General features: G+C 66.5%; 21 protein-coding genes and 1 tRNA gene. 11 read left to right on the forward strand and 11 right to left on the reverse strand.

What is annotated here, in order from left to right:
• Position 1: 1 nt before the first annotated feature.
• On the reverse strand, positions 2-1,843 hold the full coding sequence (locus tag JW030_RS13640) for an NAD(P)-dependent oxidoreductase (RefSeq protein ID WP_370567035.1): 1,842 nt from the start codon (positions 1,841-1,843) through the stop codon (positions 2-4).
• 60 nt (positions 1,844-1,903) lie between these two features.
• Here JW030_RS13640 and JW030_RS00710 point away from each other — a divergent pair, with 60 nt between their 5' ends.
• The 5 genes from JW030_RS00710 to JW030_RS00725 all read left to right on the forward strand — a co-directional run bounded on the left by JW030_RS00710 (position 1,904) and on the right by JW030_RS00725 (position 9,177).
• Positions 1,904-4,957, forward strand: a complete 3,054-nt coding sequence (locus JW030_RS00710) for a hypothetical protein (protein WP_188045858.1) — start codon at positions 1,904-1,906, stop codon at positions 4,955-4,957.
• A 375-nt stretch (positions 4,958-5,332) separates the two neighbouring features.
• Complete coding sequence (locus JW030_RS00715; RefSeq protein WP_188045867.1) at positions 5,333-7,003, forward strand: sodium:proline symporter; 1,671 nt, start codon at positions 5,333-5,335, stop codon at positions 7,001-7,003.
• Positions 7,003-7,134, forward strand: coding sequence for a putative transporter small subunit (locus JW030_RS13465; protein WP_215401671.1), 132 nt, complete (start codon positions 7,003-7,005; stop codon positions 7,132-7,134). Before JW030_RS00715 ends, JW030_RS13465 begins: the two co-directional genes overlap by 1 nt.
• An 80-nt stretch (positions 7,135-7,214) precedes the next feature.
• Complete coding sequence (locus JW030_RS00720) at positions 7,215-8,096, forward strand: alpha/beta hydrolase (RefSeq protein WP_188045857.1); 882 nt, start codon at positions 7,215-7,217, stop codon at positions 8,094-8,096.
• Between the two features lie 31 nt (positions 8,097-8,127).
• Positions 8,128-9,177, forward strand: a complete 1,050-nt coding sequence (locus JW030_RS00725; RefSeq protein WP_188045866.1) for a biotin/lipoate A/B protein ligase family protein — start codon at positions 8,128-8,130, stop codon at positions 9,175-9,177.
• Between the two features lie 46 nt (positions 9,178-9,223).
• Here the strand turns inward: JW030_RS00725 and JW030_RS00730 are convergent, their stop codons facing one another.
• The gene (locus JW030_RS00730; protein WP_188045856.1) at positions 9,224-10,198 is read right to left on the reverse strand and encodes a quinone oxidoreductase; all 975 of its coding nucleotides are present in this window, start codon (positions 10,196-10,198) and stop codon (positions 9,224-9,226) included.
• 183 nt (positions 10,199-10,381) lie between these two features.
• Between JW030_RS00730 and JW030_RS00735 the strand changes: the two genes are divergently transcribed.
• Both JW030_RS00735 and JW030_RS00740 read left to right on the forward strand, forming a co-directional pair.
• The gene (locus JW030_RS00735) at positions 10,382-11,266 is read left to right on the forward strand and encodes a glycerophosphodiester phosphodiesterase family protein (protein ID WP_188045855.1); all 885 of its coding nucleotides are present in this window, start codon (positions 10,382-10,384) and stop codon (positions 11,264-11,266) included.
• A 58-nt stretch (positions 11,267-11,324) separates the two neighbouring features.
• Positions 11,325-12,284 (forward strand): aldo/keto reductase, encoded by a 960-nt coding sequence (locus tag JW030_RS00740; protein ID WP_188045854.1) that lies wholly within the window; start codon positions 11,325-11,327, stop codon positions 12,282-12,284.
• A gap of 38 nt (positions 12,285-12,322) precedes the next feature.
• Here JW030_RS00740 and JW030_RS00745 read toward each other — a convergent pair whose 3' ends face one another.
• Positions 12,323-13,489, reverse strand: a complete 1,167-nt coding sequence (locus JW030_RS00745) for a glycerate kinase (protein WP_188045853.1) — start codon at positions 13,487-13,489, stop codon at positions 12,323-12,325.
• 65 nt (positions 13,490-13,554) lie between these two features.
• Between JW030_RS00745 and JW030_RS00750 the strand changes: the two genes are divergently transcribed.
• On the forward strand, positions 13,555-14,226 hold the full coding sequence (locus tag JW030_RS00750; protein ID WP_188045852.1) for a TrmH family RNA methyltransferase: 672 nt from the start codon (positions 13,555-13,557) through the stop codon (positions 14,224-14,226).
• A 75-nt stretch (positions 14,227-14,301) separates the two neighbouring features.
• Positions 14,302-14,375 (forward strand) — tRNA-Arg (locus tag JW030_RS00755).
• Here the strand turns inward: JW030_RS00755 and JW030_RS00760 are convergent.
• Complete coding sequence (locus JW030_RS00760) at positions 14,349-15,374, reverse strand: recombinase zinc beta ribbon domain-containing protein (RefSeq protein ID WP_206348595.1); 1,026 nt, start codon at positions 15,372-15,374, stop codon at positions 14,349-14,351. The genes JW030_RS00755 and JW030_RS00760 overlap by 27 nt on opposite strands.
• Between JW030_RS00760 and JW030_RS00765 the strand changes: the two genes are divergently transcribed.
• Positions 15,373-16,547 (forward strand): IS3 family transposase gene (locus JW030_RS00765; protein WP_188046808.1). Its coding sequence is split into 2 segments (ribosomal slippage): positions 15,373-15,649 and positions 15,649-16,547, totalling 1,176 coding nucleotides; the frame shifts between segments, so codons are not numbered across the junction. The genes JW030_RS00760 and JW030_RS00765 overlap by 2 nt on opposite strands.
• 64 nt (positions 16,548-16,611) lie before the next feature.
• Here the strand turns inward: JW030_RS00765 and JW030_RS00770 are convergent.
• The 6 genes from JW030_RS00770 to JW030_RS00795 form a co-directional block, all read right to left on the reverse strand.
• The gene (locus JW030_RS00770; protein WP_188046793.1) at positions 16,612-17,115 is read right to left on the reverse strand and encodes a hypothetical protein; all 504 of its coding nucleotides are present in this window, start codon (positions 17,113-17,115) and stop codon (positions 16,612-16,614) included.
• A gap of 207 nt (positions 17,116-17,322) precedes the next feature.
• Entirely contained in the window at positions 17,323-18,324 is a 1,002-nt protein-coding gene (dprA, locus tag JW030_RS00775; RefSeq protein ID WP_206348597.1) for a DNA-processing protein DprA, read from the reverse strand.
• A 235-nt stretch (positions 18,325-18,559) separates the two neighbouring features.
• Positions 18,560-18,991 (reverse strand): OsmC family protein, encoded by a 432-nt coding sequence (locus tag JW030_RS00780; protein WP_188046791.1) that lies wholly within the window; start codon positions 18,989-18,991, stop codon positions 18,560-18,562.
• Positions 18,992-19,237: 246 nt separating this feature from the next.
• Positions 19,238-19,672, reverse strand: a complete 435-nt coding sequence (locus JW030_RS00785; RefSeq protein WP_206348599.1) for an SRPBCC family protein — start codon at positions 19,670-19,672, stop codon at positions 19,238-19,240.
• A gap of 118 nt (positions 19,673-19,790) precedes the next feature.
• Positions 19,791-20,414: a cysteine hydrolase family protein gene (locus JW030_RS00790; protein WP_188046789.1), complete on the reverse strand. Its 624-nt coding sequence runs from the start codon at positions 20,412-20,414 to the stop codon at positions 19,791-19,793.
• Positions 20,415-20,471: 57 nt separating this feature from the next.
• Positions 20,472-21,470, reverse strand: a complete 999-nt coding sequence (locus tag JW030_RS00795; RefSeq protein ID WP_241095485.1) for an LLM class flavin-dependent oxidoreductase — start codon at positions 21,468-21,470, stop codon at positions 20,472-20,474.
• A gap of 164 nt (positions 21,471-21,634) precedes the next feature.
• On the opposite strand from JW030_RS00795, the gene JW030_RS00800 reads away from it, so the two are divergent.
• On the forward strand, positions 21,635-22,219 hold the full coding sequence (locus tag JW030_RS00800; protein WP_241095486.1) for an ABATE domain-containing protein: 585 nt from the start codon (positions 21,635-21,637) through the stop codon (positions 22,217-22,219).
• 30 nt (positions 22,220-22,249) lie between these two features.
• Here the strand turns inward: JW030_RS00800 and JW030_RS00805 are convergent, their stop codons facing one another.
• On the reverse strand, positions 22,250-22,546 hold the full coding sequence (locus JW030_RS00805) for a metal-sensitive transcriptional regulator (protein ID WP_188046787.1): 297 nt from the start codon (positions 22,544-22,546) through the stop codon (positions 22,250-22,252).
• Between the last annotated feature and the right edge of the window lie 231 nt (positions 22,547-22,777).

Below are 22,777 nucleotides of genomic sequence, written 5' to 3' on the forward strand. Positions count from 1 at the left end.
CTCAGGCAGGATCCTGCCCGCCGAGCACCACGTTCTCGGGCGTCTCGCCCGCGAGCAGGTGCCCGATCTGGCGCCGCACGAGGCGCGCCATCCGCGGAATCATCGCCGTGGAGGCGCCGCCGACGTGCGGGCTGACGAGCAGGTTCGGGCAGCCCCACAGCGGGTGCTCCGCTGGCAGCGGCTCCGGGTCGGTCACGTCGAGGGCCGCCCGGATCCGGCCGCGGGAGAGTTCGGCGACGAGCGCCCCGGTGTCGACCACGGGTCCGCGCGCGACGTTCACGAGCAGTGCGCCGTCGGAAAGTCGCGCGAGTGCGGCCGCGTCGAACAGGCCGCGGGTCTCGGCGGACAGCGGCACCGCGACGATCACGATCTCAGCCGCGGCAAGGAGCGCGGGCAGCTCGTCGATGCCGTGCACCGGCACCTCCTCACCAGCATCGTTGTGCGTCGTACGCGCAGTCCGGGCGACCCGGGTGAGCTCGACCTCGAACCCGGCGAGACGCGCCTCGATGGCCCGCGACACCCCGCCGTAGCCCACGAGCAGCACGCGTCGGTCGGCGAGGCTCGCGTGGCGTGCCGGGGCCCAGCGCCCCTCGTCGCCCGCGCGCACGAAGTCAGGAAGTCCTCGCTGCATCGCGAGCGTGAGGCCGATCGCGAGCTCCGCGGTCGACGTCTCGTGCACCGTCGCGGCGTTCGCGAATGGCATCCCGTCGGGCAGGAAGTCGGCGACGCCGTCGAAGCCGATCGACTGGCTCTGCACGAGCCCGACCGAGACCCCCGCGAGCGCGCGCAGCACGGCCGGGCCGTCCATGTATGGCGGCACGACGATGTCGAAGTGGTCGCGCGGGGGCGGGGTCGATAGGTCCCAGCGCACGATCTCGGCGCCCGCGATCTCGCCCACGGCGCGCTCGAGCGTGGCCCCGGGAAGGGCGACGACGAGGCGAGGCGCCGCCGCGCCGGGCCGGGCCGCGCCGGCAGGATCCTGCCCGAGTGCGCGCAGCGCCGTGACGAACCGCGCAATCGTGTCGGCGCACGCGCGGGCCGCCGCGGGCGACTCGGTGGGCCGATTGAGGTAGCCGTGCACTGTGCCGGGTTCGAGCTGCAGATCGACAAAGACACCCGCCGCGCGCAGCTGCTCGGCGAACTGTTCGCCCGAGGCCCGCAGCTCGTCAAGCTCGGCGTTCACGATGATGGTCGGGGGGAGCGGGCTGAGGCGCTCGGCGCCCTGCTCGCCCACCACGATGGCGTCAGCGGGCGGCACCTCGCCCAGGTAGTCGGCGTAGATCGCCGCGATCCTGCTGGGCGAAAAGCGCCGCGCCTCGGGCAGCGCCGCGGTGAGGGCCTGAATCGCGGGGTCGGGCCGCTGTGCGCGGTGCAGGGTGGGGTAGAGCAGGAGGAGCGCCGCCGCCCCCGGGCACGTGAGGGCCGCCTGCACGGCCAGGTTGCCACCCGCGCTCGCGCCGCCGACGAAGACGGGGGCGTCGTGCCGCGCGAGGGCCCAGGCGAGCACCGCCGCGACGTCTCGTGCGGGGGCGGGGGCCGAGACCTGCGGCCCCGCGAGCACGTAGTCGACGGAGTAGACGCGAATGCCGGCCTCGGCGAAGCGCCGGGACACCCAATCGGCCTCGGGCCAGTCGAGCGTGCCGCGCACGAACGAGCCACCGTGGGCCCAGACGAGCGTCGCCCAGGCGTCGCCAGCGGGTTCGTAGCATCGCACGGGGACCTCGGCGCTGCCGAGGCGGTTCGTGCCGCCGCCGGCCGCGGAGCGGGGCTCAGCAGCTCCGGCAGCGGGGCCGGGAACGCGCAGGTCGGTGGGGGAAATTGGGGCGGCGGCTGGGTTCGACACGCGGCCAGTCTACGGCGGAGCGGCTCGGGGGCGCCGAAGCCGTCGCATTAGGCTCGACCCATGAAGCAGCGCGCGCAGCAGCCCCGGGACCGCCTGCCGCCGCCCGACTTCTTTGACCTCGCGGGCTCGGACCCCGAGCTGCTGAATTCGCAGCGCATCCCCGACCCGCAGCCCGCGCACACGCCGCTCTTCCGCTGGCTCGCGAGGGTGCTCACCGCGATCGAAGCGCGCCTGCGTGCGCGCGGTGCGCCCGCGCTTCGCGGCACCATTCGGTTCGCGTGGCTGGGGGTCATGGCGATTGGCCTCCTGCTCATTTTCGGCCCGATCATCAACAAGCCCATGGACTTCGACGACGTCATCGCCGCGGCCGACGTCCACGAGGTGGATTGGGTCGCCCGCGACACGAAGATCGACTATTCGGTCGAGCGCGCGGCGGATGGCACCTTCGTCACCGCGGTGTCCGAGCGGTTCAACGCCGACTTTATCAACGGGCCAGAGACCGCCGTGACGCGCACCCTCGTGACCGAGTTCGAGGGGCACGATGTCGAGTTCGCGCTGCGCGGCGCGACCATCGATGGAGTCAATGCGGAGGTCGCCACCGTGCGCCGCCCGACCACAACTGAGCTGCGGCTCACTCGACCGGACGGGGCGCAGCTCGAGGGCACGCAAGAGGTGGTGCTCACATACGAACTGCACCACCTCATCGCGGTCGAGCCCGATGCCGCGACCGGCCAGCGTGCCGACCGCTTCGATTGGCCCCTGTTCGCCCCGACCTGGCCGCAGGCGACGAAGGGGATCGAGGTCTCGCTCACCCTCACGCCCGAACTCAACGACGCGCTCGTGCGGCCGCCGAAGGGCAGCGTCGGATGGTTGTTGCTGAGCAGCTCGGCCTGGTTGAGCGTTGAAGGCACGACCGCCGAGGGCGTGCGGTACGCGTTCGAGAACGATCAGGCGCTGCCGCCCAACGCGGATGTCTGGATCACCGCCACGTTCGAGCCCGGGACCTTCGCGCTTCCGCCCAAAACGGCGCTGTTCTGGGTGCAGACCTACGGGCCGATCCTGCCGATGCTGTTGCTTGCGGCACTGCTGCTCGCCGCACTCGCAGCCCGCCGGGTGGTCTGGGCGGACAGCGCCGGCGAACCGTGGTTCTTGCCGCGGAGCACACCGCCGGCCGGTTGCAGCCCCGAGCAGGCCGCACGGCTGCGCGGGAAGGCGCGCCACGCGGAGCTCGTGCAGGCTCTCGCCGAGAAACCGAAAGGTTCCCGGAAGAAGCCGGCCACGAAGCTCAGCGTGCCCCGGGGGCTCTGGATGTACGACCTCGCCCGCGCGGCAGCCCGGGCCGGGCGCCTCGGCAACATGCCGACGGTTTGGAGCTGGCGGAGCAAGTGGTCCAAGGACGACACCGTCGTCGAGGAAAAGCTGCGCTGGGTGCCGGACGGCTACGTCCGCCAGGCACTGCGCCTGGCTCCGATCGGGCTCGTGCTCGTGCAGTGGGGCCTGCTGCGCCAGCTTTCGGAGCAGGTCATTCTCTCGGTCGTCTGGTGGCCCTTTGCCTTTGTCGTGATCTCGACGGCGCTCGCGCTCGCGATCCTGCTCGTCACGGGCCGCCCGCGTCCGCTGACCCCTAAGGGTGCGCGCCTCATGCAACAACTTCGGGGCATCGACGTCTACGCCGAGACGACGCGGCTGCTCGAGCGCGGCCCCCTCACCGATCCCGTGCTGCCGTACGCGCTGCTCGGGGTCAGCCCGCGCCGCGCCGGCGACGCGATCGCCCAGCAGGTGGTCGCCGAGACGGGGGAGCGGAACCCTCGCCGGGGCTGGCGCACCGCGAACTTCGTGTCGGTGCCGGCGCTCGCCGCCTTCGCCGCCGCCCTCGCGGTGTTCGCCGGCTCAATCGTGCTCGTCTCGACGACCTCGCCGCCGTACGACTCCGATCGGTCGCTCATCTCTGAGAGCGGCGACCTGCCTGGGACGGTGTCGACCCAGATCGAGGGGTTTACGGCGGAGGCCGCTCTGAGCCGTGACGCCGAAGGCCGCGGACTGCTTCGGGTGACTGAGCGCACCACCGTGAACTTCGCCTCGAACGGGAGCGTGCCGCAGTTGGTCCGGGAATGGCCGAGCGAGCGGGCCGATCAAGACCTCGGCCTCACCGTTTCCTCGGTGCGTATCGACGGGGCACCCGTGCCGTACCGGGAGATTCCGCAGGAGTGGAGCCTCGCGGTCGTCACGCAGCTCGCAGAGGTACTGCAGGGCCCGCACGAGGTCGAGGTTGTCTACGAGCTGACGGCGCCCGCGGTGGACCCGGTGGACGGTACTCACCCGGGCCAGCAGGTGCGCTGGGCGGCGTGGCTCTCGAACTGGGAAGACGAGTTCTGGGTGAACCCGCTGAACCCCTACGACGGGCGTGAGCCGCTGCGTCCGCTGAGCGTCCAGCTCACGCTGAGTGAGGACTTGGCGGGTGAACTCGTCTCCGGGGGATGGATCGACTCTGACTACGATCGCCCCGAGCCGCCGGTAGAGGTGCAGTACGAGGTGGGGAATTGGTTCGCGCCCTGGGTGCACGACTTTACGTACGCGGGGGAGACGCTCGGAGACAGCCTGCAGGAGGGCTCGATCGGGTCGCGCACGGTCCAGGCTGACGGCTCCATCGTCATGACGCTTGACTTTTCCGACACTGACGCGGCGGCGGGAACCACCGTCGGCAAGTACGACGTCGGCCTGTCGCAAGACCTCGGGGTCCTGCTCAACTTCGCGCCGGGGACCTTCGCCGGGGTCGATCCCGGCGGCCACGAGCAGTATCAACGCAGCTACGACCTGCCAAACTGGCTGGCGCTTGGCCTCGCGGCGTTCGTGACGCTCGCCGCGCTCGCCTCGGCCGCGTTCGCGTTCGCGTCCCGCCGGCCCGCCAGTAGCTCGCAGACGCTCGTCGCGTTCGGGGCCATCCCGCTCGCCGCCATCGCGCAGACCATCCTGTTCTTCTGGACGTACATGTCGATGGACGGGGACGACGTGCGGATGATCCCGGCCCTGCTGCTCGGCACACCCATGTGGGTCGCGGTCGTGGCCCAGTGGGTGATGGTCTCCAAGCGCGGCTCATCGCGGCCGGGCAGCTAGGAAATCGAGCTGCTAAGCTGGGATTTTGCTGGGGACTTTCGCCAACGTTGACGCTTCTGCACGGTGCCCGGCACATTGACCAGAAAGGAGCCGCACCCCGGGCCACTCGCTGCAGCACGCACGCACGCAGTAGCCCAGGTTCGTATCTACCCAGTGACTACTGAACAGAATTTCTCGGCGCCCGCGACTGCGGCCCGTCTTATTCCCTCGACTTCCCTCCGACTCGTACGCTGCGGTCCCGCGACCGAGCTCCCGCTTCCGACCTAGCGACTCTCTCGTCTCCGTGATCCGCGATTTCATCGCATCCCAACGAGAAAGAGAGACTCCCACTTGGATACGTTCCAATTACTTTCGGGGCCCGTGACGGTCCTGCTCATGCTGTTGTTCTTCGGCGGCAGCCTGTACATGTCGATCCGCATCTCCAAGAAGAAGGAGAACGCCGACGGCTTCATGACGGGCGGCGGCAAGATCGGCTTCGGCATCTCCGCGGCCTCGATGACCGCGACCTGGATCTGGGCGTCGTCGATGTACGCCTCGGCCACGTCCGGCTACACCTACGGCATCTCCGGCCCCATCCACTACGGGCTCTGGGGCGCCCTCATGATCCTGCTGATCTACCCCTTTGGGCGCAGGATCCGCGCGGTGGCACCGCGCGCCCACACCATCGCTGAGGTCATGTTCGCGCGGCACGGCCGTTCGAGCCAGCTCATGCTCGCCGGCTCGAACGTGCTCGGCAGCCTGATCAGCCTCACGTCGAACCTCATCGCGGGCGGCGCGCTAATCTCGATGCTCTCGCCGTTCAGCTTCACGCAGGGCATCATCGCGATCGCCGCGGGCGTGCTGCTCTACACGCTGTGGTCGGGTTTCCGCGCCTCGGTGCTCACCGACTTCGCGCAGGTGCTCGCGATGCTGGGTGCCGTCGCGGTCATCATTCCCGTGGTGTTCTTCGCCGCGGGCGGCCCCGGGCTCTTTGAAGCGGGCGCCGAGAATCTCACGCGCGAGCAGCAGAACTTCTTCTCGTCTGACGCGTTCTTCAACCAGGGTGCGCCCTACATCGCCGCGGTGCTCGCCTACGCGATCGGCAACCAGACGATCGCGCAGCGCCTCTTCGCGGTGCGCGAGGACCTCATCAAGAAGACGTTCGTCACGGCGACGGTGGGCTACGGCGCGACCATCATCGGCATTGGCATGCTCGGCGTGATCGGGCTTTACGCCGGGGTCACTCCCGCGGGCGGCGACCTGAACAACCTCATCCCGCAGATGGCGTCGATGTACCTCGGACCGATCCTGATCTGCGTGTTCTTTGTGATGATCATGGGCTCGCTTGCCTCAACCGCCGACTCGGACATGACGGCGCTCGCGTCGATCATGATGGCCGACGTGTACGGCCAGAACATCGCGGGGAAGAGCCGCGCAAAGCCGCGGACCATGATCCTGGTGGGCCGCATCACGATGATCGTCGCCACCGCGATCGCGCTGGGCTTCGCCTCGATGCAGTTCAACATTCTCGACCTGCTCGTGTTCGTTGGTGCACTGTGGGGCGCGCTCGTGTTCCCGGTCATCGCGAGCTTCTACTGGGGCCGCGTGACCAACCTGGCCTTCGTGTCGGCGGTGCTTGCCGCGCTCGCGCTCTTCCTCCCAGCGCGGTTCGAGTGGATCGAGCTCTCGGGCGGCGTCGGCATCTTCATCGACGTGCTTGCGGTACTGGGCGTCGGGGTCGTGCTCGCGCTCATGGCGTTTGGGTTCTTCGGGATGAAGCCCGCGATCGTCATCGGCGTCGTCTCGACGCTCGCGGTCGCGCCGTTCGGCATCGGCTTCCTGCACACCTACCCGGTGCTCGCGGGATCGCTTGTCGCCTACGCCGTGAGCACTCTGGTCTGCGTCGCCCTCACGATGGCGAACCGCGGGCTGGCGTTCGACTTCGCGCTGATCAAGGAGCGCACGGGCGATTTCGACCCGGCGAGCGCTGCCGTGCGGGACGCGGCGGAACTGCGTGACCTCGAGCGCGACCTCGACCCAGACCCGACGATGGAAAGGAAGTTCTGATGGAAACGATTTGGCTGACGATCTATGTCCTCATCTGGCCCGTGGTGGTCGCGGGCACGCTCTTCGTGATCGTGCGCGCGTTTTACCGTGACTGGAAAGAGTCGCGCCGCGAGGGCCGCGACCTGATTTAGTGCCCGGGGGTGTCCGAGTGATCGGGCACCCCGCGTGCCGGAAGCGTGCGCCGACGTGTCCCAGGCCCCACAATGGGGGCATGGCGAACGAATCGGGCAAGACACAGGTCACGCGGCAGGACTCGAGCTTCATCGACGCGCACGGCGTCGAGATCCGCACCTACTCGTGGGTGCCGCAGCAGCCGCACGCCGTCGTGCAGATCGCGCACGGCATCGGCGAGCACGCGAAGCGCTACGAGCACGTGGCGCAGGCGCTCGCCGCCAACGGGTTCGCGGTCTACGCCGACGATCACCGCGGGCACGGCGAGACCGGCCGTCTGCAGACGGGAGGGGTGCTCGAGAACCTCGGCAAGCTCGGGCCCGGGGGCCTGCGCGCCGCCGAGGCCGCGATCCTGCAGTTCTCACACGCGATCAAGCAGGCGCACCCGGATCTGCCCCTCACATACCTGGGGCACTCGTGGGGCTCGCTCATGGGGCAGCGCATTCTCAACCGCCACCCGCGCGAATACGCCGCGGTGATCCTGTCGGGCAGCGCCTACCGGGTGCCGGGCTCGATGGAATCGGGCGACCTGAACAAGCACCACAAGCACCTCGGCACCACCGGGTTCGAATGGCTGAGTCGCGATCCCGAGGTCGCGCGCCGGTTCGCCGCCGACCCGCTCTGCTTCGACGCCGACGTACTGAAACTGCTCGGCCTCCGCGACGGACTGCGCCTGTTCGGCAGGCCCGCAGGCGGCCTCGACCCGAACATGCCTCTGCTCATCGTCTCGGGGACCGACGACCCGCTGTCGGTCGGCGACTCGATCCGCAAGCTGGCCGACGCGTACCGCGGGCGCGGGCTCAGGGACGTCACGCTGCGCACCTACGCGGGGGCGCGGCACGAGATCTTCAACGAGACCAATCGCGACGAGGTGATCGCCGACGTCGTGACCTGGCTGCTCGAACGGTTCCCCAGCCGTTAGGGCCGAGCTGCACTAGCCTGAAACCATGGCGATGCACGGTGAGTACAAGGTCCCAGGCGGCAAGCTGGTCGTCGTCGATTTCGACGTCGTGGATGGGCTGATCCGCGAGTTCCGGCTGTCGGGCGACTTCTTCCTCGAGCCGGACGAGGCCCTCGACGACATCAACCTGGCGGTCGAAGGGCTGCCCGCGAACTCGAGCATCGAGCACGTGGCGACCGCGATCCGCTCGGGAATCGACCCTGGGGCGCAACTGCTTGGCTTCGCGCCGGACTCGGTCGGCGTCGCGGTGCGTCGCGCGATGACGGGGGCCGCCCAGTGGCGCGACTACGACTGGCAGATCGTGCACGAGCCGCCGTTGTCGCCGGCCCTGCACCTGGCGCTGGACGAGGTCCTCACCGCCGCGGTCGGGCAGGGCGAGCGTCAGCCGACCCTGCGCATCTGGGAGTGGGCAGAACCCGCCGTCATCGTCGGCAGCTTCCAGTCGATGCGCAACGAGGTCGATGAGGTGGCGGCTGAGGCGGAGGGTGTCCGCGTCGTGCGGCGCATTTCGGGAGGCGGCGCCATGTTCGTCGAGCCCGATTCGGCCATCACGTACTCGCTCTACGTGCCCGGCGAGCTTGTGCGGGGCATGAGCTTCGAGGCGTCGTACGCCTTCCTCGACGAGTGGGTGCTGGAAGCGCTGCAGTCCTTTGGCATCGACGCGGTGTACAAGCCGCTCAACGACATCACGAGCCCGCAGGGCAAGATCGGGGGCGCCGCGCAGAAGCGGCTCGGCTCGGGCGCGGTGCTGCACCACGTCACAATGTCGTACGACATGGACGCCGAGAAGATGACGCGCGTGCTGCGTATCGGGCGCGAGAAGCTCTCGGACAAGGGCACGACGAGCGCCCAGAAGCGGGTCGACCCGCTTCGCTCGCAAACGGGCGAGACGCGATCCGCGATCATCGAGCGCCTGATTCAGACGTTCAAACAGCGCCACGGCGGCACAATGGGCTCTGTGACCGACGCCGAGTACGCGGCAGCGGAACTTCTGGTCGCCGAGAAATTTCTGACCGAGCAGTGGCTGCGGCGGGTGCCGTAGGCCTCACCTTTCCGTTCGGCCGCGCGGCGCGGGCAGGATCCTGCCGTCAGCGCTTGGCTGCGGGCTCGAGGAGGACTTTGCCGGTGGTGCGCCGTCCCTCGAGCGCCGCGTGCGCGAGCCCGGCATCGGCGAGGGGGAAACGGGCGCCAATGCGCACGTCGAGCGCGCCAGCCTGGACCGCTGTGAAGAGCTCGCGATAGCGCCAGGCCCGCTCTTCAGGCGTGGCCAGGAAATGGGCGAGGGTGGGGCGCGTGAGGCTGAGGGAGCCTCCCGCGTTGAGTCGCTGTGGGTCGACGGGCGGCACCTGCCCGCTCGCGCCGCCAAACAGCACGAGGCTGCCGCGGATGCGGAGGGCCGCGAGGGATCCGTCGAACGTGTCTCGGCCCACGCCGTCGTAGACGACCGAGACCCCGGAGCCGCCCGTGAGCTCGCGGGCCCGCTCGGCGAAGTCGGCGTAGCCGAGCACCTCCTCGGCCCCGGCCGTGCGACTGAGCGCGGCCTTCGCGGGGGATGACGCGGTGCTGAGCACGCGCACGCCCCGCGCGGTGAGCAGTTGCGTGAGCAGCAGCCCAACGCCGCCCGCCCCGGCGTGCACGAGCACGGTATCGCCGGCCTCGGGCTGCGCGATTGAGCGGGCGAGGTAGTGGGCGGTGAGGCCTTGGAGGGGGAGTGCGGCCGCCGTTTCGAGCGACACTCCCGTCGGCACACGGGCCGCTCGCTCGGCGGCGATGACGAACTGCTCGGCATAGGTCGCGTGACCCTCTGCGGTACAGACGCGGTCCCCCGGCGCAAACCGTGTGACGCCCGCACCGACCGCGAGGACGGTCCCTGATGCCTCGCCGCCGGGGATGAACGGCAGCGGCAGCGGGTAGACGCCCGCGCGCTGATAGGTCTCGATGAAGTTCAGTCCCGTGGCGTGCGTCTGCACGAGCAGCTCCCCGGGGCCGGCCGCGGGGGCGGCGGCGTCGAACAGCCCCAGCTTCTCGGGGCCACCGGTCTCGTGAACGTATATCGCGCGCATGGGCACTCCCTGCTTGGCCTCTGTACAGTCTATGGACAACTCGCCGGATCCGGGCCGGGTGCTTCGCGCGGGATGCCCGCGACGCGCCGTGAAATATTTGGTCACAAAACGGTAACGCGCCTCAGTATGCTGGAGCCACCGCGCGACGAGGCGTGGCACGACGTCCGGGCAAGGGGGCCCCGCATGGCACAGTTTGGGGACACCCAGGGCAGCGGCGTCGTCCGCGTGGGCCTGCTTGCCTGGTTGCTGGCCATGCTGCTCGTGGTGGTTCCCGGCGCGACGCCGTATGCCACCCCTGCGAGCGCGCTGCAGGAGCACGGGGCGCTGCAGCGGGAGTCCGGGGTGGGTATCATCTCGCACCGTGGGGCGGCCGCTCAGGCCCCCGAGAACTCCCTCGCAGCGATGCGCCTCGCGATCGCGGAGGGCGCCGAATTCGTGGAGACCGACGTGCGGTTGACCTCGGACGGAGAGCCGGTGCTGATGCACGACCCGAGGGTGGACCGCACGACCAACGGGACCGGGCGGGTTGCCTTCCTATCACTCGCCGAAATCCGCGCGCTTGACGCCGGCAGCTGGTTCGATCCGTCCTTCGCGGGAGAGCCCGTGCCGACGCTCGCCGAGTTCATCGGGGTGCTCGACCCGACCCCGACGCGGGCGTTGATTGAGTTGAAGGGAAAGTGGACGCCCGAACGCATTGACGATGTGCTGGCGCTCCTGCGCGAGCACCAGATGGTCAACCGGGTCGTGCTGCAATCGTTTGAGCTGCCGACGCTGCGCATGCTGCAGGAGGAGGGGCCGGAGTTCGCGCGGCTGCTGTTGACCCGGGGACTTACCGACGAAATGGTCGCCACCGCGGTCGAGCTCCAGGTGTCGGCCGTCGGGGCCCGAGACGATCGCTTCCTGCAGGCCCCCGACTTCGTGGCACGCTTGCGCGCGGTCGGCATCGGCACCGCCACCTACACGCTGAACGCCGAGACGGAATGGGACTCGGCGGCAGAGCGCGGCATCGACCTGGTCGTCACCGACGACGCGGTCGCCTTAGCCGCCTGGCGGGACTCGCGGCAATAGGCTCGAGGGGTCGCGCATTGATGCGCCGTTCATTGACCTCGGCGAAGGAGCCCAGCCCATGACTCAGCCCACTTCGGTTCGCATCGGAACCTCGGACCTCGCGGTCGCCCCGCTCGCCCTGGGCGGGAACGTGTTCGGGTGGACGGCCGACCGCGACACCTCCTTCGAGGTGCTCGACACCTTTGTCGCCGGCGGCGGCGACTTCATCGATACCGCTGACGGCTACTCAGCGTGGGAGCCGGGCAACACCGGGGGAGAGTCCGAGACCATCATCGGCGAGTGGCTGGCTGCCCGGGGCGGCCGCGACGGCGTGACGATCGCGACCAAGGTCTCGAGCCACCCGGAGTTCTTGGGACTCGCGGCGGCGAACGTGCATGCCGCGGCCGATGCGTCGCTCACCCGCCTCGCGACCGACCGAATCGACCTGTATTACGCCCACTTCGACGACGCCGATACCCCGCTGGAGGAGACGGTCGCCGCGTTCTCATCGCTGGTCGACGCGGGCAAGGTGCGCGCGATCGGCGTCTCCAACTACACCGCCGAGCGGGTTGCCGAGTGGTTCCGGATCGCGCGGGACGGCGGCTACCACCTGCCCGTGGCGCTGCAGCCGCACTACAACCTGGTCGAGCGTGGCTTCGAGACCAACGGGCTGCGCGCGGTGGCTGAGGTCGAGGGTCTCTCGGTGATCCCGTACTTCTCGCTGGCGGAGGGGTTCCTCGCCGGGAAGTACCGGAGCGATGCAGATGTGACCGCGCCGGGCGCGAGCGCGCGGGCAGGGGATGCCGCGGTGTACCTGAACGACCGTGGCCGCATGGTGCTCGCCGAGCTCGACCGCGTGGCAGCGGCGCACGGCGCCCCAGTGGCTTCGGTCTCTCTGGCCTGGTTGCGCCAGCAGCCGACGATCGTGGCGCCGCTCGCGAGTGCCCGGGTGCCGTCACAGCTGGAGGCGCTCCTCGCCTCGATGACGCTCGAGCTGACGGGCGATGAGGTCGCCGCGCTCAACGCCGCCTCGGAGTAGGCCTGGGCGCGCGTGTTCGTTTCCCGGGCCTCTGCGGGTCAGTCCAGAGGGAGACCGCGCGCGGGAAGCCTCGCGCCGACGAGCGCGCACGCCTGAGCCGCGACCTCGGCGAGCAGCTCGGGCGTGCGCGGGGTGAGCTCGTCGAGCGTGGCCGGCCCCTGGGCGATCGAGAGGGCCGCGGTGAGCCCCGCGGCGCGGCATTCGCATGCGCTGAGCGCGAGCGATCCGACGACGGCAAGTACCGGGGTGTCGCGGCGCACCCCGGACAGGATCCGCGAGAGCACCTTCCCGTCCAGCGACTGGGCGTCGAGGCGCCCCTCCCCGGTGATGACGAGCGCGGCCTCGGCGAGCGCCGCGTCGAGGCCGACGGCCCGGGCGACCAGGTCTGCGCCAGGGGTCACCTCGGCGCCGAGCACCGCGACGAGCGCCAGGGGTAGGCCGCCCGCTGCCCCCAGCCCGGCCCGGCTTTCGAGCCCCGCATCGGGCGCCAATACCCGGGCGAAACGGCCAAGCGCGGCATCGATAGCGACGATATCGTCCGGGGTCGCGCCCTTCTGCGGCCCGAACACGGCGGCCGCGCCCCGCGGGCCAGTGAGCGGGTTGTCGACGTCGACGGCGACGCGCCACCGTGCGGCCCGGGCGGCCGGGGAAAGCCCGGTGAGATCAACGCGATCGAGCTGGGCGAGGCCGCGGGGCCCGGGGGCGAGCTCGTTCCCCGCCGAGTCGAGCAGGCGGGCACCGAGGGCGACGAGCAGCCCCGCCCCGCCGTCGTTCGTCGCGGACCCGCCGACGCAGAGCAGGATCTCGGTGGCACCGGCGCCCAGCGCCGCGAGGGCGAGCAGCCCGACACCGCGGGTGTCGGCGCCGAGCGGCTGCGGTGCGACATCGCTCACGTGTGGCAGGCCGTTCGCCTCGGCAGCCTCAATGATGGCGGTGCGGCCGTCGGCGCTCAGCCCGAAACGTCCGTCGCGCGGGCGACCGAGCGCGTCTGTCGTCGGGGCGGTACGCACCGTCCCGCCCCACGCGGTAGTCAGGGCATCGAGCGTGCCCTCGCCGCCGTCGGCGAGCGGCAGCTCGCGGATCCTGACCGTCTCACCCAGCGCCTGCCGCACCCCGCGGGCGAGCGCGCTCGCGGCCGCCACCGAATCGCAGCTGCCCTTGAACGAGTCAGGGGCGACGACGACGAGCGGCAGTGAATCGGTCATGTCTGCGAGTGTAGGGCGTGCGAACGCGGGTGTTCCCGGCGCGTGGGGCCTGCGACAATGAAGTCGTGACTGACTCGCCAGAGACCCCGCCCGCTCCCCACCACGAGCGCACCACCTCGGGCGTTGGGCCGTGGCCAGGTGGGCCGGACGAATGGCCGGAGGAGGCGCACTTCGACCCCGAACTGCTGCGCGACGGCGACACCCGCAACGTGATCGACCGCTACCGGTATTGGCGCATGGACGCGATCGTCGCCGACCTTGACACCCACCGCCATCCGTTCCACGTCGCTATCGAGAACTGGCAGCACGACATGAACATCGGCTCGATTGTGCGCAGCGCCAATGCCTTTGCCGCAGACACCGTGCATATCGTCGGGCGCCGCCGCTGGAACAAGCGCGGTGCGATGGTCACCGACCGGTACCAGCACGTCGTGCACCGCCCGGACATCGACGCCCTGGTCGACTGGGCCGCCGACGAGGGAGTGCCGATCATCGCCGTTGATAATGTTCCCGGCTGTGTCCCGATCGAGACGTTCGACTGGCCCGAGCGCTGTGTGCTGCTCTTCGGCCAGGAGGGACCGGGGCTCACTGACGAGGCAATCGGCGCGGCGGAGGCGGTCGTCGAGATTACCCAGTTCGGGTCGACGCGTTCGATCAATGCCTCGGCTGCCGCGGCGGTGGCGATGCACTCGTGGGTGCTGCAGCACTCGCCCCTCGTTCCGCGACGCGCCCGGTAGTCGCCCAGAAGGGGCCTCGATTTCCCATTCGCTGAGACATCCGGTAATGTTTCTCTGGTTGGTAAAACAACGAATGCGCCCGTAGCTCAGCTGGATAGAGCATCTGACTACGGATCAGAAGGTCAGGGGTTCGAATCCCTTCGGGCGCACTTAATGTTCGACGTTCGAAACTCCGGCACGTTAGATCGTGCCGGAGTTTCGTTCTTACCCTCCGCGTCGTCTACACGCTCAGCGAATTCGCTGGCTTCTCGTTGAACTTCTGCATCGAGCACTACGTTGAACGGCTTGGCGGTAACCGCGTCGATCTGTTTATGTTCCCCGATGCGGATGCGTGTAAAGAAGGCTTGGTTCGCGAGCCGCCGGTTCTGGCCTGAGCAACCCGCGTAGATGCGGCCAATGTCGGCGGCAAGGTTCAAACAATCGTCAATATGGTTCCGTGCCTCGGCGTAATCATTGTGGTGCTCAGCGAGTCGTTCATCGACGGCCGTATGTTCGGCGCGGAGCTTGTCTTGGAACTTCGCGAACTGCTCCAGACTCAGCGCGTCCTTCAGGTGAGCCTCGAGGAGACGATCTTGCTCCTCGATGATTTGTATGCGGCGTCGGGTGAGGTCAGCCGCTTCGGTAGAAGACGAGGCGGTGAGCCGGTCGAGTTCGTGGTGGAGCATGCCGCGAAGTGCGTCCTTCGTGGCGGGGCTGATCTGGATGCGCTGGTAGTAGTCGATGATGAGGTCTTCGACGTCGCTGACGAGGATTGCCGCCTGCGTGCAGTCGGTGCGTTTCTGATGGCGTCCGAGACATACGAAGTAGGGGTAGATGGCACCGTTGCGGGCCTTGGTGTTGTTGATCATGAGCCGGGATCCGCACTCGCGGCAGTAGACGCTGCCTTTGAGATAGTGGTCATGTTTTTGTGTGCGATCCCCGGAGGTGTTGTGCGCGCTCAGAACGGACTGCACCTGGTACCAGACCTCGGGTTCAACGAGTCGATCATGGGCTCCGTCGTAGCGAACACCTCGGTAAACGACGTCGCCTTTGTAGTACGGGTTCTGCAGCATCCGGTGCACGGATGACAACGCGAGGGTCTGCTGTCGGTTTGCTTGAGTCCAAGTCTGCTTCGATCGAGGGGTCGGGGCTGGAAGGATGGCAGTCATGCCGGTCAAGTACAGCGAAGAGTTCAAGCGTGACGCTGTCGGGCTCGTGGAGTCCGGAATTTCGCAGAAACAAGTGTGCCGAGATCTTGGTGTCTCGAAGTCCGCGCTGAGCGCATGGATCCAAGACGCAAGGTTCAAAACGTATGGGATGACTCCGTCGAAAGATCCCGAGGAGCAGCGCGAGATGCGGCAAGCATTGAAACGTATTCGGGAGCTCGAGATGGAAAACGAAGTGCTCCGCCGTGCGGCAGCCTATTTGTCGCAGGCGCACATTACGCCCCCAAAATGATCTACCCGCTCGTCCAAGAGCTGGCTGCGACGGGTGCCTCTATCAGGGTGCCCGTCGCAGTGACGTGCCGGGTACTCGGGTTCAGCGAGCAGGCCTACTACCAATGGTTGAAGCAGCCCTGCTCGGCACGCGAGATCGAAGAGCAGCACCTGATCGGGGTGCTCCGTGAACTGCATGAGGATGATCCCGAGTTCGGGTATAGGTTCCTCGCTGACGAACTGCAAGCGCTCGGTTACCGGGTATCGGAGCGGCGCGTGTGGCGACTCTGCCATGTCGCCGACATTCGGTCAGTGATCACAAAACGACGCGGTAGGTATCGGAAAGCGTTGCCGCCGGTGCACGACGATCTCGTACAACGTGATTTCACGGCAAGCACTCCGAATAAGCGCTGGCTCACCGACATCACTGAACATCAGACTGCGCATGAGGGCAAATTGTATCTCTGCGCGGTGAAAGACGTGTGGTCGAACCGGATCGTCGGCTACGCGATCGATGACCGAATGAAAGCATCCCTTGCAGTGAGAGCGTTGGAGAACGCGGTCATGCAGCGGGGGAATCCGACGAATGTGGTGGTCCATTCCGACCGGGGATCTCAATTTGGGTCGAAGAAATTTTGTCGCGCGCTACAGCGTCACCAGCTGTTGGGGTCAATGGGAAGGGTTGGTGCTGCCGGGGACAACGCGGCGATGGAATCGTTCTTCTCGCTGTTGCAGAAGAACGTGCTCGACCGAAAGGTGTGGGCGACTCGGAGAGAGCTCAGGTTAGCGATCGTGTCGTGGATTGAGGGGAAGTATCACCGCAAACGCAGGCAGCGTGGGCTCGGGAAGCTGACGCCGGTCGAGTTTGAGGCGATAATGGTGGATGCTGTCGAGTTGGCAGCATAAAAACACTCCGACTCAAGCAAAGCTTCAGCAGACCCAACCGGCCTGCGCCTCCGACCGTCCGAGGCTACTGGTCTGTGGAGCGCGGAGGGTTGTTCTCTTCCAGGAGGTACTCCCACTCGGCGGGCTCCACAATGTCAGGAATGACCGGGTCGAGGCGTCCGGTGTCAATGACGTACTCGTGTTCACCGCGGGTCTCATGGAAGGTGGCGAGTATCGCCTCCTGCGGCACCGTTGCCTCATAGATTTCGTGGTGGTGACTGCCGAGTGCACCCAGCCGGGTGGCGAACCAGTGCGCCCGTTCGAAACTCGTCGTCCACGAGAGGCCCGTCTGGTGTCCCTCCGCAGCCGCCCGGAACAGCCGCACCGACTCGGGTAGCCGTGCCCGCTCACGTAACTCGGCCTCGTGCAGGTAATGATCCTCGTCCACGCCCGCGAGTTCGAACATGTACACCCACACCTCATGATCGGCAGCCCGGCCGGGCCACTCACACGTCGTCCATGTGTCCTCTAGTCCTTTGCGCAGTTCCCGATCGGAGAGTGCCCCGGTCACGACGGCAGAGAACAGCACGCCTGGTTTGTCGTTGCGGCCTATCCTCGCCGACAGAGCTTCCCACCCCACGCCTGGTGAATGCAGGTTAGCCGATCGGCGCACGAGCCCGCCTCCTTCCAGCAGTTGCGCAGCATGGTCTTCGAACAACTCTTGCCCATACGGGCCGAATTCTCGCCCGTCATTCAGTGATCGATCCATAGCGATCGGGTACTCCCTTCGACTTCTCTAGAGGCTGGGGCCGGTAGCGCGGGTCGGAAGAGACGACACCTGCGCAGACACGGACATATCAAGGGTGAGGGTTCTCGGTGGGGAGGCTCCGGCGCGCCGCAGCATCAGTGTGAGGTCGTCTGTCCCGGTCACCAGTCCCGCGATGTCGTCGCGCATCAGACGGTGACACCCCGCCGACGCAGCACTCGTGATCGGACCTGGCACTGCGCCCACCTTGCGGCCGATTTCCGCAGCTTGCGCGGCGATCAACAGCGCTCCGGAACGGTATCCGGCCTCAACGACGATCACCGCGGAAGATAACGCGGCGATCAGTCTGCCCCGCTGCTCAAACCGGTGCTTGGTCGGTGCCGCCCCGGGAGGCAGCTCACTCACCAGCGTCCCGCCCTGAGCAATCTGCTCAAACAACTGTTGATGGCCCGCCGGATAGAGCCGGTCGAGACCACCAGGCAGCACCGCCACCGTCGAACCGCCCGCGATGAGGGCAGCACGATGCGCGGCACCATCGATCCCGTACGCACCGCCTGAGACGACGACGTGCCCGGCATCGGCGGACCCCGATGCGAGTTCATCCGCAACATATTTTCCGTAACCTGTCGCTGCCCGCGCCCCGACGAGCCCCACCGACGACGGTGCGGACAAGTGATCGATGGCACCCAGCACCCACAACGCGACCGGGCCATGATCACCCCACCGCTGCATTGACACCGGCCATTCCTCGTCTTCGGGAACGAGCATCCGCATCCCTAGACGATCGGATGTCTCCATCGCCCGTCGCGCGTGATCCTCACTCAACCGAGGCCCAAGCCGTAGCCCCCATGCGTCGACGTCCGTGCGCACCGACTCATCCGAGCCAGTTGATTCCATCGCAAGCCGTACCGTCTCACTCGGTCCTACCGCGCGGATCAGCCTGCCCGTCACCGCGTCGCCCGGTTCCGAAGCGATAGCGAGCATCACTCTCGCAAAGCGTGCATCGTCCGATGCCCTCTCGACCTCACTCATAATGTGCAGCCCCTTCCGCTGGTGACTCCCTATGCAGAAGAGGTACGAGGTGCAGCTCAAGACCGAAAGTTTGTGCCATCAGTGATGGCGTCGACCGGTAAGGCGGCGATTACGCAGTATGACCCGTGTAGTGATTTTGGGGCACGCGGACGAAACGGCCTCTCGGTGGGGAGTGAATCCCTAGTTCCGGAGGCCGTTTCGTGTTGTGCGCAGCGCGTTGTTCCCAGTCGAAGTTTTAGTCGTCGTGGCCTTGCACCTCAGTGACGGCGTCAACGCCGGAATTGAGGGTGCGTTTTACCGTGCACAGCTTGTCGATGACGCGTTCGGCGCTGGCGATGAGTTTGTCTTTCTTCTCGGAGTCGAGCTCTGATGTGTCGACCGCGATCTGGGTGATGAGCTTCTCGACCCGGTTCTCTTCTGCGTTGTACAGTGCCTGCACTGTCGTAACGACGTCGAAGTCGTCGCCGAGCCGACTGGCGAGCTGCGCATCCGCGGACAGGGAGGCGCAGCCGGCGATTGCTGCCTGCAGGAGTTCGACCGGGGAGAACGCGCCCTCCGCTCCGAGCGCTCCGATACGAACCTCAGCACCGCTCTCGTTCCGCACGGTGTACAGGTTGGGGGCGGTGCGTTCAGCGATGAGGTCCGGAATTAAAACAGATTCTGACACTTTCACATTTTCTCTCGTAATCGAATCCAATCAGCATACCCCAGGGGGTATTTCCGCAGGAGGCGGCAAGGGCGAACGCGTCCTTGCGGGAAACGCTATGAAGTTTGGTCAGCTTCCGCCAGATGGCCAGGCGGGCTCTGCATCAGTCAGGTGGTGCAGAGACCGCTGAAGATGATTGTCAAGCGCCAATGACCTCGGCCGTAATGGTGAGTGCTCGAGAACTTGTCTTCCCCAGGACGGTTTGTCTTAGGGCCCTGTTCCGGCGACGAAATCTACTGAGATATTGTGCAGCCTTTCCAACGTCTGCTCGATCCCGCGCCGGTTGCGGCGCGGGAAACCCAGCAGCCCCATGAAGAAGCGACGCTTCGAGGTGCGAGCATCCCACTCCTCTGCGACGATCGTGCCACCGTCGACCGGTGTGAACGTATACCGCCACAGATAGTCGCCCTTCGGTTTCCATGCGATACGACGGCCTTCTTCGTATTCAGTGACAGTGTTGATCATGCCGTAGCTGGCACCGAGCTTCATCCCGATCGAGAACCTACTGTCCAAGGAAAGCCTCTCGGGCCCAGTCGCGTCGGCGGTCTTCACAGTTCCTGACCCATCGATGCGCGGATGTTGTCGTGGGTCTGCGACGATATCGAAAAGTTGCTGCGCAGGCACGGGGATAAACCGTTCCACTCTCACATGAAACCTACTCATACTCTATCCCTTTCAAGAGGAAGACCCAACGGCAATTGAACGATCCGTGCGCGCTGGGCATCGACGATTGAGAACGCTTCGGGAAAACCGATCAAGCCTAGGCGCGGCCTCGGGCAGCCGACTCGATGAGGTTGTCTCCCACAAGGGCCGTCTCGGATTTCACGGCTTCACTCCAGGTGCTCGTTGCGGCGACCGCAGCCCAGTTGGAGTTCAGCAAGGCCATGATCGTCTCATGCACCTGCTTCGCCGGTGCAGCACCGGCGGAATTCACGATGTCGATCGCGCCGGTCGCATCCGACAACACCTCGACGGTGAAGCCGAGTGGCTCTGCCGCAGCCGCTGAACCAATGACGCAGTTGTTCGTCATGTATCCCACGATGGTGATCGTGTCGATCTCACGCTCGCGCAGCCACTCTTCAAGGCCGGTGCTGGCGAAGATGCTGGCGAAGGGTTTCGTGAAGCGGTGGGCCGCGTGATCAGCGCGTTTCGCGATCTCGGGGTGCAGCTCGAACGTGGGCGATTCCGGCGCGAATACCGGGAACCCTGCGGGGGCTTCGTGCTGCACAATCACGACCGGGATTTCGGCCTGTTCGGCGGCGTCCATCGCTTGGGTGATCCGCGCGAGTGATTCGTCGCGAGCAGGATACTGAATTTGCAGAAGCCCTTCGAAGTACTCTTGCTGGGCATCGATCACGATGAGGGCGCGGCGAGGTGTTGACATGGTGTCTCCTTTTACTGTGATGTGGAATCGTTCACACGAGCTGTGTGAACGGCTGGGTTAGGTCTGTAGCATTCCGTAGTGATCCGCGAGCAACTCGATTGTGCCCTCGTCCACGCCATTGGTGTGGCTGCCGAGCACGAGCATGACCTCATCGACGCCGGTCTCTTCGTGGAGTTGCTCCAGGCGACTGGCGACGGTGCTTGCGGTGCCGTGGTATGTGCGGTTCGTGTACATATCGAGAATCGCCTGCTCGTTCGCTGTCGCAGGATAGGCGTCGACTTCGTCAGGCGGAAGTAGGATGAACGGTTCTCGTTTGAACATTCTGAGCATCGCCATTGCGCGGGACGATGATTCTCGCCTCGCCAACTCAGGGTCTTCTGACGCTATCGCGCCGATACTTACGAGGGTGAGGGGGCGGTCAAGCACGCTCGAGGGCTTGAAATTCTCGCGGTAGATGCGCAAGGCGGTGGTGATGTCGGCATCGCCGAACTGCAGCGCGAACGCGTAAGGTCGCCCCAGCTGCGCCGCAAGCTGCGCCGAATACCGCGACGAGCCGAGCATCCAGATCTCGGGTGTCGTCGTCGATACGGGCACCCGGTTCTGTTCGGCCTGCCAAGGGCCGGGTACCGCATGAACGTCCCAGTACGGGTGGCCGGCGGGAAAGTCATTGCTGAGGAACCCGAGGAGTTCGGCGACCTGCTGCGGAAACGCATCGTTCGCGTCGGCCCCCCTGCGGAGTGCTGCCGCTGTCATGTTATCGGTGCCTGGTGCGCGCCCGAGCCCGAGATCGATGCGCCCCGGAGCGAGTGCGTCGAGCATGCCGAATTGCTCAGCGATGATGAGCGGTGCATGGTTTGGGAGCATGATGCCGCCCGCTCCGAGCCTGATGCGCTCAGTTTCTGCGGTGAGGCGTGCAAGCATGAGCGGAGGTGAAGCGATTGATAGTCCAGGCATCGCGTGGTGCTCTGACATCCAGAAGCGGTGATAGCCGTGGCGATCCGCGGTACGAGCGACACGAATGGTCTCTTGCAGGCCGTCCGTGGCGGTACTGCCCACTCCCGGCCCGCCTCCCGTGTGCACGGAGAGGGCGAACGGCGCGGAGCCAAACATTGGTGCGGAGAGCAAACACAACCTCGTCTCTCATGGATAGTTGAAGAAATTACCGTGACCATCACCGTAACATAACCTCACGGTAAAGCGCGAGTGATACCATGAGTGGCATGTCTGAGACTTCATTTCCGCCGAGCCCCGGCACGCTCGAGCACGTCAGCATTGCCCTGGCAAACAGCGTGATACACGCCGGAAACAAGGAACAGGACGCCTTGGACACGCCCGCGGCAACGACCTCTTGGCTGATCACCCGCGGCCTCGTTGCCGATGGGTCTGCACTGCAGTCGTACTGCCAGAACCGACTCGTCGGGCTTCGGGATCAAATCCAGGCGGCGTTTTCAGCGTCCGTATCGGGAACCACCCTCGACCCCAGGACGCTTGAAGGCATCAACTCCGCCCTGTCGGCGGCACCACGCTCACCCCGACTTCGCTTTACCCCTGAGTCTGGCTTCTTTAGAGAACTTGAGCACCCCACCACTCAGCTGGTCGAGCACGCCATGTCGATCATCGCCGAGGATGCTGCATCGCTGTTAACCGGCGACGAAGCGGCCCTCTTGGTGCAGTGCGAAGCGGAACCGTGCGCAAGGTTTTTCTTGCGCACGCACGGGCGGCGGCAGTGGTGCTCGACGCGCTGCGGCGACCGGGTTCGTGCGGCCCGCGCCTACGCCCGGAAGCGTGCACTCGTAACCCCATAGCACCCCGTCACCGGGCCCGGGCAGGAAGGGTCACGCGAGCGACAGGAAGAGCTTCTCCAACTCGTCAGGCCCAGGCGCTCCCTCGGAGTCAGGGTTTGCCAGACACTCCTTCAGCGAAGAGGAGATGACGAGGAACCCTGCTCGGTCGAGCGCCTTGGACACTGCTGCTAGTTGCTGCACCACGTCGCGGCAGTGGGCATCTGACTCAACCGCTCCAATCACCGCAGCAAGCTGCCCTTGAGCTCGCTTGAGCCGGTTGACGATCTTTCGCTTCGCCTCTGGGTCATGCTCAAAAGTCGTGGCGTCTCCGCGATCTTCAATACTCATGTCGACTCCTTTCAGGTTCGGACTTGATCAATAGTACCCCCCGGGGTATATTAGTGTCACTATACCCCCCGGGGTATATTTTCTGAATGAAGCGAAGGGAGGCCTCCATGTGTCGGCCTGTGAAGTGTCGTACCTGCGAGAAGACCACCTGGGCGGGTTGCGGCGAGCACGTTGCCATGGTGAAAGCGAGCGTTCCCTCCTCCGAATGGTGTAACGGCAAGCATTCACAGA

The organism is Leucobacter sp. CX169, assembly GCF_017161405.1.
Classification (GTDB): domain Bacteria; phylum Actinomycetota; class Actinomycetes; order Actinomycetales; family Microbacteriaceae; genus Cx-87.

Coding starts and splice junctions, on each gene's coding strand:
- JW030_RS00710 (WP_188045858.1), top strand. CDS start 1,904: ATGAAGCAGCGCGCGCAGCAGCCCCGGGACCGCCTGCCGCCGCCCGAC.
- JW030_RS00715 (WP_188045867.1), top strand. CDS start 5,333: ATGCTGTTGTTCTTCGGCGGCAGCCTGTACATGTCGATCCGCATCTCC.
- JW030_RS13465 (WP_215401671.1), top strand. CDS start 7,003: ATGGAAACGATTTGGCTGACGATCTATGTCCTCATCTGGCCCGTGGTG.
- JW030_RS00720 (WP_188045857.1), top strand. CDS start 7,215: ATGGCGAACGAATCGGGCAAGACACAGGTCACGCGGCAGGACTCGAGC.
- JW030_RS00725 (WP_188045866.1), top strand. CDS start 8,128: ATGCACGGTGAGTACAAGGTCCCAGGCGGCAAGCTGGTCGTCGTCGAT.
- JW030_RS00730 (WP_188045856.1), bottom strand. CDS start 10,198: ATGCGCGCGATATACGTTCACGAGACCGGTGGCCCCGAGAAGCTGGGG.
- JW030_RS00735 (WP_188045855.1), top strand. CDS start 10,382: ATGGCACAGTTTGGGGACACCCAGGGCAGCGGCGTCGTCCGCGTGGGC.
- JW030_RS00740 (WP_188045854.1), top strand. CDS start 11,325: ATGACTCAGCCCACTTCGGTTCGCATCGGAACCTCGGACCTCGCGGTC.
- JW030_RS00745 (WP_188045853.1), bottom strand. CDS start 13,489: ATGACCGATTCACTGCCGCTCGTCGTCGTCGCCCCTGACTCGTTCAAG.
- JW030_RS00760 (WP_206348595.1), bottom strand. CDS start 15,374: ATGACTGCCATCCTTCCAGCCCCGACCCCTCGATCGAAGCAGACTTGG.
- dprA (WP_206348597.1), bottom strand. CDS start 18,324: ATGAGTGAGGTCGAGAGGGCATCGGACGATGCACGCTTTGCGAGAGTG.
- JW030_RS00790 (WP_188046789.1), bottom strand. CDS start 20,414: ATGTCAACACCTCGCCGCGCCCTCATCGTGATCGATGCCCAGCAAGAG.
- JW030_RS00800 (WP_241095486.1), top strand. CDS start 21,635: ATGTCTGAGACTTCATTTCCGCCGAGCCCCGGCACGCTCGAGCACGTC.
- JW030_RS00805 (WP_188046787.1), bottom strand. CDS start 22,546: ATGAGTATTGAAGATCGCGGAGACGCCACGACTTTTGAGCATGACCCA.